Origin of the sequence: Bifidobacterium longum subsp. longum JCM 1217, assembly GCF_000196555.1 — a bacterium.
Taxonomy (GTDB): domain Bacteria; phylum Actinomycetota; class Actinomycetes; order Actinomycetales; family Bifidobacteriaceae; genus Bifidobacterium; species Bifidobacterium longum.
Genome location: NC_015067.1, coordinates 1699910 through 1713284, shown reverse-complemented (window position 1 = coordinate 1713284; position 13375 = coordinate 1699910). Strand labels below are relative to the sequence as shown.

Below are 13375 nucleotides of genomic sequence, written 5' to 3'. Positions count from 1 at the left end.
TCATCGTGAATCGGTAGAGTAAGACGGAATGTCAATTGAGGAAGGACAAGCATGTTCGAACGGTTTACCGACCGTGCACGGCGCGTGATCGTGTTGGCGCAGGAAGAGGCGAGGGCCCTTCAGCACAACTACATCGGCACCGAACACCTGCTGCTCGGCCTGATCCGCGAAGGTGAGGGTGTAGCCGCCAAGGCACTCGCCTCGAAGGGCGTGGAGCTGGATGCCACCCGCAAGCAGGTTGAAGAAATGATCGGCAAGGGCAACGCGGCTCCGAACGGGCACATCCCCTTTACTCCGCACGCCAAGCAGGTGTTGGAGTTTTCGCTGCGTGAAGCCCTGCAGCTGGGCCACAGCTACATCGGCACCGAGCACATCCTGCTCGGCCTGATTCGCGAAGGCGAAGGCGTGGGCACCCAGGTGCTCATCAAGATGGACGTCGATCTGGGCGAGTTGCGTAGCGCGACCATCGATATGATTCGCGGCAACTCCGGCACCGGCACCGGTGACGGCAAGGGCGACTTGGCCAACGCCGGCGGCGTGACGGACAAGCAGAACAAGTCCGGTTCCGCCATCCTCGATCAGTTCGGCCGCAACCTGACCGCCGAAGCCGCTGAAGGCAAGCTGGACCCGGTCATCGGCCGTACCAACGAGATTGAGCGTGTTATGGTCGTGCTCTCCCGCCGCACCAAGAACAACCCGGTGCTGATCGGCGAGCCCGGCGTGGGCAAGACCGCTGTGGTCGAAGGCTTGGCCCAGAAGATCCAAGCCGGCGACGTGCCGGAAACCCTGAAGGGCAAGCAGGTCTACTCGCTGGACCTCGGTTCCATGGTGGCCGGCTCCCGCTACCGTGGTGATTTCGAGGAGCGCCTGAAGAAGGTGCTGAAGGAAATCAAGACCCGTGGTGATATCGTGCTGTTCATCGACGAGATCCACACCATCGTGGGCGCCGGCTCGGCTGACGGCGCGCTGGGTGCCTCCGACATGTTGAAGCCGATGCTGGCCCGTGGCGAGCTCCAGACCATTGGTGCCACCACCACCGACGAGTACCGCAAGTACATCGAGAAGGACGCGGCTCTGGAACGCCGTTTCCAGCCGATTCAGGTGCACGAGCCGACCATCGCCGAGACCATCGAGATCCTGAAGGGCCTGCGTTCCCGTTACGAGAACCACCACCACGTGACCATCACCGATGGCGCGCTGCAGTCCGCCGCAGAGCTGTCCAGCCGGTACATCCAGGACCGTAATCTGCCTGACAAGGCCATCGACCTGATCGATGAGGCCGGTGCACGCCTGCGCATCAAGCGCCTGACCGCCCCGCCTGAGCTCAAGGAACTCGACGAGAAGATCGCCAAGATCGCCGCCGACAAGGACGAGGCCATCAAGGGCCAGGACTTCGAGAAGGCCGCCGAACTGCGCGACAAGCAGGAGAAGCTGGAAGCCGATCGCAAGCAGAAGGAAGACTCCTGGCGCGAAGGCGAGTCCGACGTCAAGATGGTCGTGGACGAGGACGTGATCGCCGAGGTCATCAGCTCCACCACCGGTATCCCGGTGTTCAAGCTGACTCAGGCCGAGTCCAAGAAACTGCTCAACATGGAAGCCGAACTGCACAAGCGCATCATCGGCCAGGACGAGGCGGTTTCCGCCCTGTCCCGCTCTATCCGCCGTACTCGCGTGGGTCTGAAGGACCCGAAGCGCCCGTCCGGCTCGTTCATCTTCGCCGGCCCCACCGGCGTCGGCAAGACCGAGCTGGCCAAGACGCTCGCCGAATTCCTGTTCGACGATGAGGACGCGCTGATTCGCGTGGATATGTCCGAGTTCTCCGAGAAGTACGCGGCTTCGCGACTCTTCGGTGCGCCTCCGGGATACGTCGGCTACGAGGAAGGCGGCGAGCTCACCGAAAAGGTGCGCCGCAAGCCGTTCTCCGTGGTGCTGTTCGACGAGATCGAAAAGGCTCATCCGGACATCTTCAACACGTTGCTGCAGGTGCTCGATGACGGCCACCTGACCGACGGTCAGGGCCGCAAGGTGGACTTTAAGAACACCATCATCATCCTGACCACCAACCTCGGTACGCGAGACATCGCCAAGGCCGCCAACACGGGCTTCAACCTAGGTGCCAACAACGAGTCCAGCTACCAGCGCATGAAGGACCAGGTCAGCTCCGAATTGAAGCAGCAGTTCCGCCCGGAGTTCCTGAACCGTCTGGACGACATCATCGTCTTCAAGCAGCTCACCGAGCCGCAGGTGCGCCAGATCGTGGATCTGGACGTCAAGCAGCTCAACGACCGCCTGTTCGACCGTCATATGTCGCTCGAACTCACCGACGCCGCCAAGGACCTGCTCGCGCAGAAGGGCTTCGACCCGCTGCTCGGTGCCCGTCCGCTGCGCCGCGTGATTCAGCGCGACATCGAGGACGCCATCTCCGAGAAGATCCTGATGGGCGATCTCGAAGACGGTCAGCGCGTGATTGTGGATGCGGAAGGCGAGGGTATCCTCGGCGAATTCACCTTCAAGGGTGAGGAGTTCGAGGAGCCGGCCGCCGCCGATAAGCCCGCCGAAGACGGTGCCGCCACTGATGGCGAGACTCCAGCCGACGCCACTCCGGCCACTGAGCCGGCCGAATCCGCTCCCGCCGATTCCGGTGACGCTCCGCAGGAGTAGTCCGTTTCGATAGCGTAGCTAGCGCATACCAGCAAAGCTCCCCTTGACAGGGGAGCTGTCAGCGAAGCTGACTGAGGGGTAGACCTGCGCACACATGATGTGCACGTTTGTGGTCTACCCCTCAGTTGCCTCTGGCGACAGCTCCCCTGTCAAGGGGAGCTACTGTTTGTGTCGGATTATTACAGCAGGGCGAGTCCGGTGTCGATGGTCTCCTCGCGGGTAAACAGCGTGCGGCCGGCGCGCACCGAACGCAATACCGAGCAGCGCTCATACACGGCGTTGAACACGCTATCGGCGTCCAGCACAATGAAGTTTGCTGGCTTGCCCGTTTCCAAGCCGTACATATCGCGCAGGCCCAACGTAGTGGCACCGTTGACGGTCAGGAACTTCAACGCATCGTCGATTTCTTCAAAGCTCATCATCTGTGCCAAATGCAGCACATAATCAAGAATGAGCATCATATTGCCATTGCCCAACGGGTACCACGGGTCCTGCATTGAATCCTGGCCCAATGACACATTGACACCCGCCTCAGTGAGCTCCTTGACTCGCGTGATGCCACGGCGCTTGGGGAAGGTATCCTGACGGCCCTGCAAATACAGGTTCTCGGTGGGGGCGCAGGCGAAGTTGATATGCGCCGCCTTAAGCAGCTTGGTCAGGTGGAAGAAGTAGGCGTTGTCCGCCGATCCCAGCGAACAGGTGTGGCTGGCGGTGACCTTCGGGCCAATGCCAGCCTTATATGCCAGCGCCGAAAGCAGCTCCACGTAACGGGAATTCGGATCATCCGTCTCATCGCAATGCACGTCGATGAGCTTGTCGTATTTCGAAGCCAACTCAACTACCGTGTGCATGGAATGCTCGCCAAACTCACGGCACTGTTCGAAATGGGGGATGCCGCCCACGCAGTCGGCACCCATCTTGAGTCCTTCCTCCACCAGCTCGGCACCCGATTCGCCATGCGGGCCCTCGTAGGAGTACATGCCCTCCTGCGGGAAGCTGACGATCTGGAGAGTGACCGTATCCTTCAATTCCTCCTTAAGCTCCAGCAGCGCCTTTAACGAGGTCAGGTTCGGGTCGGTCACATCGGCATGGGATCGAATGAGCTGCACGCCATGCAGCATTTCTTTCTTAATGCCGATTTTCGCGCGCTGCTTGATCTCGTCGACCGTCAAGTCGGACTTGGTCTCACTCCATCGCTGGATGCCCTCAAACAAGGTTCCGCTTTCATTCACCGCACCGGGCTTGCGGGCCGTGAATACGTAATCAAGGTGCAGATGCGTATCGCAGAACGGTGGGCAGACAAGTTTGCCGCCCAGATCGACCACCTCAATGGCCGCCAGATCACCACCCTGAGCCTCATATTGTTGCGCGAGTCCGGGGCCGAATGCGGTGAACACGCCATCCGTGACGAGAATGTCCTGCAATGGCAGGGTGCTTGCAGCCGTGCTTCCGGGTTCTCCGGTGGCGATATGTGCGTTGGTGAACAGTGTGGTAGTCATCGTCGCTCCTTCAACTGGTGTGTTGCCGAACGGTTACGTGAACCGACTGCCCGCGTAACCAACTGAGGTTATTGTCAACAGCACGCTTTGCGGTGAGGTTAACCGGAACGACCGGTGTTCCGCGGGGGAATGGACAGATTGTATGACTGTATCGATTCGCAGTGTGCTTCATAACACGCAGTTCAAACGAGCCGATCCTGTGGTGGAGGTCGAAGGCAAAGACCTCGATACGCCAGTGCGATGGGTGTTCACCAACGAGCGAGAGGATGTCTCCAGCTTCCTTTCGGGCGGTGAGATGCTGATTATCGAGGGCAACGCTCTGCTCGCCGCCGATTGGCACGGCACGCTAGGACAATATGTAGCAAGCCTGGCACAGGCTGGTGTCGCCGCTCTGGTGGTCGAACTGGTGGAGGGTGTGGTGCGGATGCCGGACGAACTGGTGTCTGCGGCCAGGCTGCATGGGTTGACGTTGATTGGTTTGAAATCTCGCGTACCTTTTGTCGACATCTGTCAGAGCGTCAATACCGCTATCGTGCACGAACAGATGCACTTGCAATTGGAGGTGGACACAATGTCCACTTCATTACGTGAGGGATTGTCCCGTACCGGCAATATCGAGGCTGTGGCCGAAACCATTGCGTCGCTGTTCGGCGAAAGCGTCGCCATTTTCGATGGTGACGGTCTGTTGGCCGCTCGAGCGGGTCGTGCGTTCGATGCCGGCAACGAATCGAGCGCCGTCATCGCCCTTGAAAGTCGCTCCCGGCCGGTGGGAGCATTGGAGATCACGCAACGCACCATGACTTCCGACGCCACGATGCGTCGGGCCATCGCCACCATCGTGTCTCCGGTGGCCGCCCTTTATATTGACGGCGGTGCGCGCATGGGCATGATGCATCATCTGAGTATGGGTCCGGCCGACGGCGTGCACGTCAATACATTTGAGGCGCAGGAAGCGCATGCGATGCTCGAAGCGCTGGGTTTTGCCGGATCATGCATCTATATGCCATTCGCTTTTCGGTTCAGATCGGTGGTGGAAGGCATCAACCATGTATCGACGATGGTCGAACGGTTCGAAGAACTGTCGGGATGCGCCGTCTCCTGCATGCTGGAAGGTGACTTGATGGTCGGATGGTGCTCCACCACCGATTCCTCAGACGGTGCGGCCGCATTCGGACGCCATTGCATGGATGCGCTTGCCGTACTGGAAGGCGACGGTATATACGTGGTGCATGGCCGAGTGGCATTGGACACGGTGACGCTGGTCGACGGGTTCGCGGTATTGCGTGACATCGCCAATCATGAACCGGCATACGGGCGAGTCGTAAGTACCATGTCCGCACTCGTCGACCGTTTCGTCGCATCCTCTGATATGGACAAGGCGATGCGCATGCTCGTGGTGCAGACCATCGGATTCGAGGTCGCCGCCTCCCCGCTGTTGCTGGACACACTGTGCGCCTGCTTCGACAACCTCGACAGCAAAACCGGCGCGTGCGAGCAATTGGGTATCAGACGGCAAACCCTGTACAACCGACTGGACAAAGTGACACAAATGGTCGGCGTCGACTATAACGACAAACCGAACTGGGTGATGCTGCTATTCGCCGCCAAACTCACGAAATCATGGCAAGAACAGCATGGTGAATAATACGGCAGTGCCACTGGGCAACCTGTCCACTTCTACGCCGAACTGGTTAATCGACGATTCACGTTTCAGCAAATACTCAAGGGCATAGTCGAGGCTATCGCGGCGCTGGTCGACCTGCTGCGAAACGGATTCCCACTTGAATCTCATTCAGTCACACGAACAGCACATCCTTGAAAGGACGGTGACATCATGAGTTCCGCAACGATTACTACATCTGCACGACTGATGAATTCCACCCCGCAAACTGAAGAACAGGCCATGGTCAGAAAAGTCGCGGTATCTTCCTTCCTCGGCAACTTCATCGAGTGGTTCGACTACGCCTCCTATTCGTACTTCGCCACCACTATCGCCCTGGTGTTCTTCCCAACCGACAATCACACCGTCGCCATGCTGCAGACCTTCGGCGTGTTCGCGCTATCCTTCATCCTGCGTCCAATCGGCGCACTGTTCTGGGGTAGCTATGGAGATAAGAAAGGCCGTAAAGCCGCACTGGCCCACTCGATTATGTTCATGTCCGGTGCGAGCTTCCTGATCGGCTGCCTGCCGTCTTACTCGGTGATTGGCGTTGGCGCGCCGATTCTGCTTCTACTGCTGCGCATGGTGCAGGGCTTCTCCGCCTCCGGTGAATATGCCGGTGCGGCCACGTTCCTCGGCGAATATGCGCCCACTTCAAAGCGCGGCATCTACTGCTCGCTGATTCCGGCTTCCACCGCTATCGGTCTGCTCGCCGGTTCTACTCTGGCCACGCTGATGACCGCCAACATGAACTCTAGCGCGATGGTCGGTTGGGGATGGCGTGTGCCGTTCCTGCTGGCCGGCCCGCTCGGTCTGATTGTGCTGTACATCCGCGCCAAGCTCGCTGATTCCCCCGTCTACCAGTCGATGAACGATGCGCTTGAGTCCAAGGGCGCCGCCTCCGCCGACGGTCAAATCGCTGCCAAGAGCGGCATGTTCGCCCCGCTCGCCGAGTTGTTCCACAACCATCTCAAGGCTCTGATCATCAGCTTCGGAGCCTGCGTGCTGAACGCGGTCGGCTTCTACACCGTGCTCACCTACCTGCCGACCTATCTGTCTGACACCGTCGGCATGGACGCCCCCCAGTCCGGCACCATCACCACCATCTGCCTGGTCGCCTACGTGTTCATGGTGTTCGGCATGGGCCACATCTCCGACAAATTCGGCCGCAAGAAGGTGCTCATCGGCGCTTGCGTGGCGTTCATCGTCCTCACCGTTCCTGCCTTCCTCATCCTCAACACCTCCCAGTTCTGGCCCGTGCTGCTGGTTGAGCTGGCAATGTGCGCCACCCTGACCGCCAACGACGGTACCCTGTCCAGCTACCTGACCGAGACGTTCCCCACCTCCGTGCGCTTCACCGGATTCGCGTTCAGCTTCAATCTGGCCAACGCCATCTTCGGTGGTACGGCCTCGTTCATCGCCACTGGCCTGATTGCCCTGACCGGTTCGTCCATCGCCCCGGCCTGGTACATGGTGGGCGTTGCGGCCATCGCCTTGGTCGCGATGATCCTCTCCCACGAAAACACCGACAAGGATCTGAATCACATCTGATCTCCTCAGCTCCGGCTCCTTCCCCGAGGGAGCCGGGCGTATTCATCGACCATCCAATCCACCACCAACCTAAAGGAGTACTGCAATGGGTAGCAACCGCCGTATGGACCACATGACCTGGCCGGAATTCAAGGAGGCGAAGACTCGTCCCGTCATCGTGCCGATCGGTTCGACCGAACAGCACGGCCAGCATCTGCCCATCGGCACCGACGCGGTACTCGCCACGCGGGTCGCCGAAGATCTGGCGGAACGCATCGACGGCACCGTGCTGCCCACCCTGAGCTACGGATACAAGTCCAAGCCGCTCTCCGGTGGCGGGCCGCTGTTCCCGGGCACTATCGACATGAACGGCGTGACAGTGATCAACCAAATGCACGACGTGCTGAGCGAACTCATCGCCGATGGCTTCACCAAGATCGTCGTCATGAACGCGCATTTTGAAAACGAGGCGTTCATCGTCGAGGCCATCGATCTGGTCATCCGCGAAACCGGGGGAGTAGCCACCATCGTGGAAACCAATTGGTGGGATCCAGTTCCGCAGTCGGTTATCGACAAGGTGTTCGATGGATTGGTGTTCCCCGGCTGGGCATTGGAGCATGCGGCCGTCACCGAAACTTCGTTGATGCTCCACTATGCGCCGGAACTGGTGCACATGGACCGTATGGTCGAGGAAGCCGGTGCCACGGCGAAATCCTATGTCCGCTACCCTGTGCGCCAAGGTGACGTTCCCGCTCACGGCGGACTCGCCAATCCGGCCGGCTCGAGCGCCGAACGCGGCCGTCTGATTGCCGAGGCGTGCGTGGATGCGGTAGCTGAGATCTGCGCCGAGGAATTTGGCGAGTAATCTCCTCTTGCTGACGCATTCGTAGTGACTCGGGTTGCAAAGGCCTGACCCTGATAGTATGGGGTCAGGCCTTTCCCATCCCAAGACGCCGCTAAGAATTCACCTGAGAGTCGCCTTCCTAGGCATGGCCATTCAATCGACGATTCTAGCGTGACTGGTGTGAGCAGGAATATGAAGAACCGGCGGTGGGCCGGCAAGCGATCGGGGATCGTTTTTGGTGCAGTAGCGCTTATCCTTACGGCTCTGGTGGTTCCTTATGCTTGTGCTGGAACCACGGGAGCCGTTCCTTTTTCCGGTGATAATCCATCTTCCGGCACTCGTACGGTGACCATTGCCGACATCACTGATTTTCACGGGCATATCGAACGTGGTGCGGACAACGCCACCGCCTTCACCGTGGCCGACAGCCATAATCCCGGCAATATGATTCCGGTATCGACCGGCGATTTGGTGGGAGGCTCCCCGTATGAGTCGGCGGTGGAGAAGGACCAACCCACGCTGGATATGGCCAAAGCGTGGGGATTGACGATTTCGGCGGTAGGCAACCATGAGTTCGACCGCGGTGTCGCCGATTTCAACAATCGCATCGCTGATCCCAGCAACGGCATCGACTGGCTGTGCGCCAACACGTCTGCCGCCAATAAGTCGTCTGACGGACTGCTGAGCCACGTACGTGACTCTACGATTCGAACGGTGAACGGCAAGCGGATCGGTTTCGTGGGCGCCCTTACTGATGCGCTCGGCTCGGTGGCCACTCCGCAGATCACTCGTGATGCCGATCTTGACGAACGGGCGGTGGACGCGATCAATCGTGTGGCCCGTGAACTCAAGCGCTCCGGAAAGGTGGATGCGGTGGTGGCCTTGCTGCATGCCGATGCTTCAGCCGCCGCCGATATTGGGCGAGATGTTGATGTGGTATACACCGGTCACAGTCACGCGATCAAGCACGGTACAACCGCGGGTGGCGCGCCTATTTACGAGGCGGGCAGCTTCGGGCGGAACATGGCCGTGCAGGATTTGATCATCACCGGTGCCGGGCGTCGCGCCACGGTGCGAGTGGCCGACGTTGACCTCGGCAATGGCACCAGCCATACGGCGGTTGACGGCGTGCTGGGCGTGGATGGGCTTAATGCGCATCCGGCGCAAGCCGCTTGGATGTCTGCCGGTGCTGAGGAGAACGATGAGGTATCGCGCGCGCAGCATATTTACCAGGCGTCGGCAACATATGCGAACCATACCGGCAGCGCGGTGATTGGCACCTTGGCCTCCGGCGTGAATTTCGACAAACAAGGTTCGGACAAGCACGGGAATACGGTCGGTGTGCTGGTGGCGGACGCGAACCGAGAGTCAATCATGAAGCATGTGTATGCCGGGAATCGCTTGCCGGTAATCGGATTTTCGAATAATGGCAGTCTGCGGACTCCACGGCTTGATATGAATGGCGATGGCAAAGTCACCGTGCGCGAGGTGGATAGTCTCATGGCCTTGCAGTTCAAGGCCGCGCATGAGACGCTCACCGGGCGCGATGTGAAGAGAGTGCTCGCCGAGCAATTTCGCCGTGACGATGGGCGACTGGAGCGGCGCTGGCTCGGCATCTCCTCGAACGTGACGTATCGGTATGCCGAATGCGGTACGGCTGGTGAGAGCGGCAATGCCGATGCCGGCGTTGATACTGATTCCGGCGCTGATACCAACGCTGACGCTGACGAGTGTGCTGCCGACGAACATGCGGCGGTTCGTATCGCGAACCTCGCCGTTGACGGCCGACCGATTGCGGACGATGACCTGGTGATTATCGCGTCCAATTCATATCTGCTTCAGGGCGGCGACAGTTACCCCGCCTTCCGTGCCGGAACCAATTACGGCGAGCTGGATATGCCATACAGCCAGCCGTTGCATGAATATCTGGCCGCACATCAAGGGCTCACGGCAGTTGTTGCAGTACCGGTAGGGACTCAGGCGTAAGACACCAATTGCTGGGTGACTGAGGAACTATGGGGTGAAGTTATGAGTATAGGGCAGGAGAAAACGGCATAAATATGACGACGCTCCCCTCGCTGAGGGGAGCTGTCGCCGTAGGCGACTGAGGGGAGCTTGCGGTATAACCGTAAACTCCCCTCAGTCAGCCTTACTGCCAGCTCCCCTCTCTGTCTGAGAGGGGAGCTGGCGAGACCCTTACTTGATGGCGTTCAGCCACTGCTCCTTGGTGGCCTTCTCGGCTTCGAGCTTGGCCTTCTTCTTCGGGTCGGATTCGGCCGCGATCTCGGCGTCGAGCTCGGCGAGCTGGGCGTTGAGCTGCTCCTCGAAGCTGGACTTGCGGGCGTCGGCCTCCGGATCGGTCTGCTTCCAAGCGGCATCCTCGATGGCCTTGATCTGCTTGTCAACGGCGTCGAGACGGTTCTCGATGCGGCGCATATCGTCACGCGGCACGTAACCGATCTGATCCCACTCTTCCTGAATCTTGGCCAGCTCCTGGCGGGCCTTCTTGGCCTCGGCGTCGGTCTTCACCGGCACCAGAGCCTCGGCCTTGACCAGCAGAGCCTCCTTGGCAGCCAGATTCTCCTTCTCGGAGGAGTTGATCTGATCGCGATCGGCCTGACGAGCGTTGAAGAAGGTGTCGGCGGCTTCGCGGAACTTGGCCCACAGCTCGTCGTCCTCGTTACGGCCAGCGCGGCCGGCCTTCTTCCAACGGTCCATCAGATCGTTGAACTTGCGGGAAGTCTCACCCCAAGCGGTGGAATCCTTGAGCTCATTGGCCTCGGCGATAATCGCTTCCTTGGCTTCCTTGGCGGCCGTGCGCTCGTTGTCGCGAGCCTGAGCCCACTTGCGGCGAGCCTGGTTGAAGGTGGTACGGGCGGCGGAGAAGCGCTTCCACAGCGCCTCGGCCTCCGGCTTGTCGATGCGCACGGTGGTGCGCTGGTGGTTCTGCCACTCGTCGAACAGGTTACGGAACTTGTCGGCGGTGGAGCGCCAGTTGGTGTTGTCGCCCAGAGAAGCGGCCAGTGCTTCAGCCTTCTCGACAATGGCGGTGCGCTCGGCAACGGCCTTGGCCTGAGCGGCCTTGCGTGCCTCGGCGATTTCGGTCTTCTTGGCCTCGCCGGCAGCCTTCAGCTCCTCGTACTGGGCCTTGAGTGCGGCAAGATCGCCCACGACGGCCGGCTCGGAGGTTTCTTCACCCAAGAGCTTCACGGATTCGTCGATTTCACGGGCCTTGATGTTCGGGGAAGCCAGACGGGTGGCCAACAGATCGAGCTTGGCCTTGAGATCCAGGAAACGACGGGCGTACAGTGCCAACGCCTCTTCCTTGGAGACATCCGGGAACTGGCCCACCTCGCGCTCGGCGTCGCCATCCTTGACGAAGACGGTGCCGTTGTCATCCACGCGGCCGAAGGCCTCGGCGGCCTTGACATCAGCCTCGGAATAGGCGGCGGTGGCGGCGGCCGGGGCGGCAGCGCGCGGCTTGGTCGCCGGAGTCTTCTTGGCGAAGGCGGCGGGGGAGGGCGCGTGCGGTTTCGGCATGGAAGCGGGGGACGGAGTCGGCGCCGGCGTGGCCGCGCTGGCCTCGGGTGCGGGTGTCGTTGCCTGCTCTTCGGGCGCAGCGGTGTTTACGGGTTCGGTGACAGTTTCGTCGGCCATGGCCAGCTCCTTAAAGCGTAGAATGCATAAGCGGGAGCGTCTCCCATCCCGGGCGAACCAGGAAGTTTTGACGCAACCCTCACCTATTATATTGATTTCGTGGCTAAAGGTGCATCAATATCAGGATTCCCGGAGTGGCTCCCCTCCGAACGTGTTGTGGAGCAGCGTGTTATCGATACGCTTCGTAAGGTTTTTGAGCTCAACGGCTTCATCGGCATTGAGACGCGAGCGGTGGAAACCGGCGCTTCTTTGCTGAAAAAAGGCGAGACCAGCAAGGAGATTTACCTGCTGAGCCGTTTGCAGGAGGTCGGTCATGAATCCGACACTCCGATTGAAGAGCGTTTGGGCCTGCATTTCGATCTGACCGTGCCGCTGAGCCGGTATGTGGTCGAGCACTCGGGTGCGTTGGCGTTCCCGTTCAAGCGCTGGCAGATTCAGAAGGTGTGGCGTGGCGAGCGTCCGCAGGAAGGCCGCTTCCGCGAGTTCGTACAGGCCGACATCGACGTGATCGGCGCCGGCGACCTGCCCGACCACTATGAAGTGGAACTGCCGCTGGTCATGGTCTCCGCACTGGAAGAGCTGCGCGCGTATGGCCTCCCCAAGGCCACCGTGCACGCCAATAACCGCAAGTTGTCTGAAGGCTTCTACCGCGGCCTTGGTCTGACGGACGTCGAAGGCGTGCTGCGCGAGATCGACAAGCTCGACAAAATCGGTGCCGATGAGGTGGCCCGACTGCTCACCGAGACCTGCGGCGCCACCGAAGCACAGGCGCGCGCCTGCCTCGAATTGGCCGAGCTCACCGCCTCCGATGGTGCCGAGCTTGCCGCCAAGTTCGATGCGCTGTGCGAGGCTCACGGCATCGCCAAGGATTCCGAGTCCTACACGCTGGCTCGTCAGGGACTCGATACCCTGGCCATGATCGTCGACGAAGCCGCCGCCATCCGCCCCGGTTCCGTCATCGCCGACCTGAAGATCGCCCGCGGTCTCGACTACTACACCGGTTCCGTCTACGAGACCTTCCTCGACGGTGCCGCATCACTCGGCTCCATCTGCTCCGGTGGTCGTTACGACAATCTCGCTTCCCAGGGCAACCGCAAGTACCCGGGCGTGGGCCTGTCCATCGGCCTGAGCCGACTGGTCAGCTACATGCTGCACACCGCCGGCGCTCACGCCAGCCGTGTCAGCCCGGCCGCCGTGCTGGTCGCTGTGTGGAATGAAGAGGACCGCCCGGCCGCCAATCGTATTGCGAACCAACTGCGTGCGCGCGGCATCGCTACTGACGTGGCACCCACCGCGGCCAAGCTCGGCAAGCAGATCAAGTACGCGGACAAACTCGGCATTCCGTACGTGTGGTTCCCGGCCACCGCTGCCGAAGGTGCGGAAGGCGCAGAGCCCGCTGGCGACGAGGTCAAGAACATCGTCACGGGCGAGCAGGTTGCCGCCGATTGCACGTCGTGGGAGCCGGATACTGTGGTTGCCCAGCAAACCGTCGAAATCTGACGTATTCGCGCGAAAAATCGAGGA

8 protein-coding genes are annotated in these 13375 nt (G+C 60.5%); 6 read left to right on the top strand and 2 right to left on the bottom strand.

The genetic code is table 11. The features are described from left to right. The first annotated feature begins 51 nt into the window (after nt 1–51). Nucleotides 52–2661 carry an ATP-dependent Clp protease ATP-binding subunit gene (locus BLLJ_RS07435; RefSeq protein ID WP_007053196.1) on the top strand — a complete coding sequence of 870 codons (2610 nt, stop codon included), beginning with the start codon at nt 52–54 and terminating at the stop codon, nt 2659–2661. A gap of 179 nt (nt 2662–2840) precedes the next feature. Here BLLJ_RS07435 and BLLJ_RS07430 read toward each other — a convergent pair whose 3' ends face one another. Continuing rightward, nucleotides 2841–4160: an amidohydrolase family protein gene (locus tag BLLJ_RS07430; RefSeq protein ID WP_007053197.1), complete on the bottom strand. Its 1320-nt coding sequence runs from the start codon at nt 4158–4160 to the stop codon at nt 2841–2843. A gap of 142 nt (nt 4161–4302) precedes the next feature. Between BLLJ_RS07430 and BLLJ_RS07425 the strand changes: the two genes are divergently transcribed. The 4 genes from BLLJ_RS07425 to BLLJ_RS07410 all read left to right on the top strand — a co-directional run bounded on the left by BLLJ_RS07425 (nt 4303) and on the right by BLLJ_RS07410 (nt 10180). Next, nucleotides 4303–5805, top strand: coding sequence for a PucR family transcriptional regulator (locus BLLJ_RS07425; protein WP_007053976.1), 1503 nt, complete (start codon nt 4303–4305; stop codon nt 5803–5805). Between the two features lie 189 nt (nt 5806–5994). Beyond that, nucleotides 5995–7371 (top strand): MFS transporter, encoded by a 1377-nt coding sequence (locus BLLJ_RS07420; RefSeq protein WP_007055613.1) that lies wholly within the window; start codon nt 5995–5997, stop codon nt 7369–7371. A gap of 85 nt (nt 7372–7456) precedes the next feature. After that, entirely contained in the window at nt 7457–8215 is a 759-nt protein-coding gene (locus BLLJ_RS07415) for a creatininase (protein WP_013582859.1), read from the top strand. A gap of 171 nt (nt 8216–8386) precedes the next feature. Beyond that, nucleotides 8387–10180: a bifunctional metallophosphatase/5'-nucleotidase gene (locus BLLJ_RS07410; RefSeq protein WP_032740870.1), complete on the top strand. Its 1794-nt coding sequence runs from the start codon at nt 8387–8389 to the stop codon at nt 10178–10180. A 210-nt stretch (nt 10181–10390) separates the two neighbouring features. Here the strand turns inward: BLLJ_RS07410 and BLLJ_RS07405 are convergent, their stop codons facing one another. Then, a complete protein-coding gene (locus BLLJ_RS07405; protein ID WP_007058697.1) occupies nt 10391–11851 on the bottom strand; it encodes a DUF349 domain-containing protein in 1461 nt (486 codons plus the stop codon). Between the two features lie 99 nt (nt 11852–11950). On the opposite strand from BLLJ_RS07405, the gene hisS reads away from it, so the two are divergent. Further along, complete coding sequence (gene hisS, locus BLLJ_RS07400; RefSeq protein WP_032682683.1) at nt 11951–13351, top strand: histidine--tRNA ligase; 1401 nt, start codon at nt 11951–11953, stop codon at nt 13349–13351. Nucleotides 13352–13375 lie beyond the last annotated feature (24 nt).

Excerpts from the sequence above, each read along its gene's own strand:
- BLLJ_RS07410 (WP_032740870.1), top strand. The coding sequence starts at position 8,387 with ATGAAGAACCGGCGGTGGGCCGGCAAGCGATCGGGGATCGTTTTTGGT.
- BLLJ_RS07420 (WP_007055613.1), top strand. The coding sequence starts at position 5,995 with ATGAGTTCCGCAACGATTACTACATCTGCACGACTGATGAATTCCACC.
- BLLJ_RS07415 (WP_013582859.1), top strand. The coding sequence starts at position 7,457 with ATGGGTAGCAACCGCCGTATGGACCACATGACCTGGCCGGAATTCAAG.
- BLLJ_RS07405 (WP_007058697.1), bottom strand. The coding sequence starts at position 11,851 with ATGGCCGACGAAACTGTCACCGAACCCGTAAACACCGCTGCGCCCGAA.
- BLLJ_RS07425 (WP_007053976.1), top strand. The coding sequence starts at position 4,303 with ATGACTGTATCGATTCGCAGTGTGCTTCATAACACGCAGTTCAAACGA.
- BLLJ_RS07435 (WP_007053196.1), top strand. The coding sequence starts at position 52 with ATGTTCGAACGGTTTACCGACCGTGCACGGCGCGTGATCGTGTTGGCG.
- BLLJ_RS07430 (WP_007053197.1), bottom strand. The coding sequence starts at position 4,160 with ATGACTACCACACTGTTCACCAACGCACATATCGCCACCGGAGAACCC.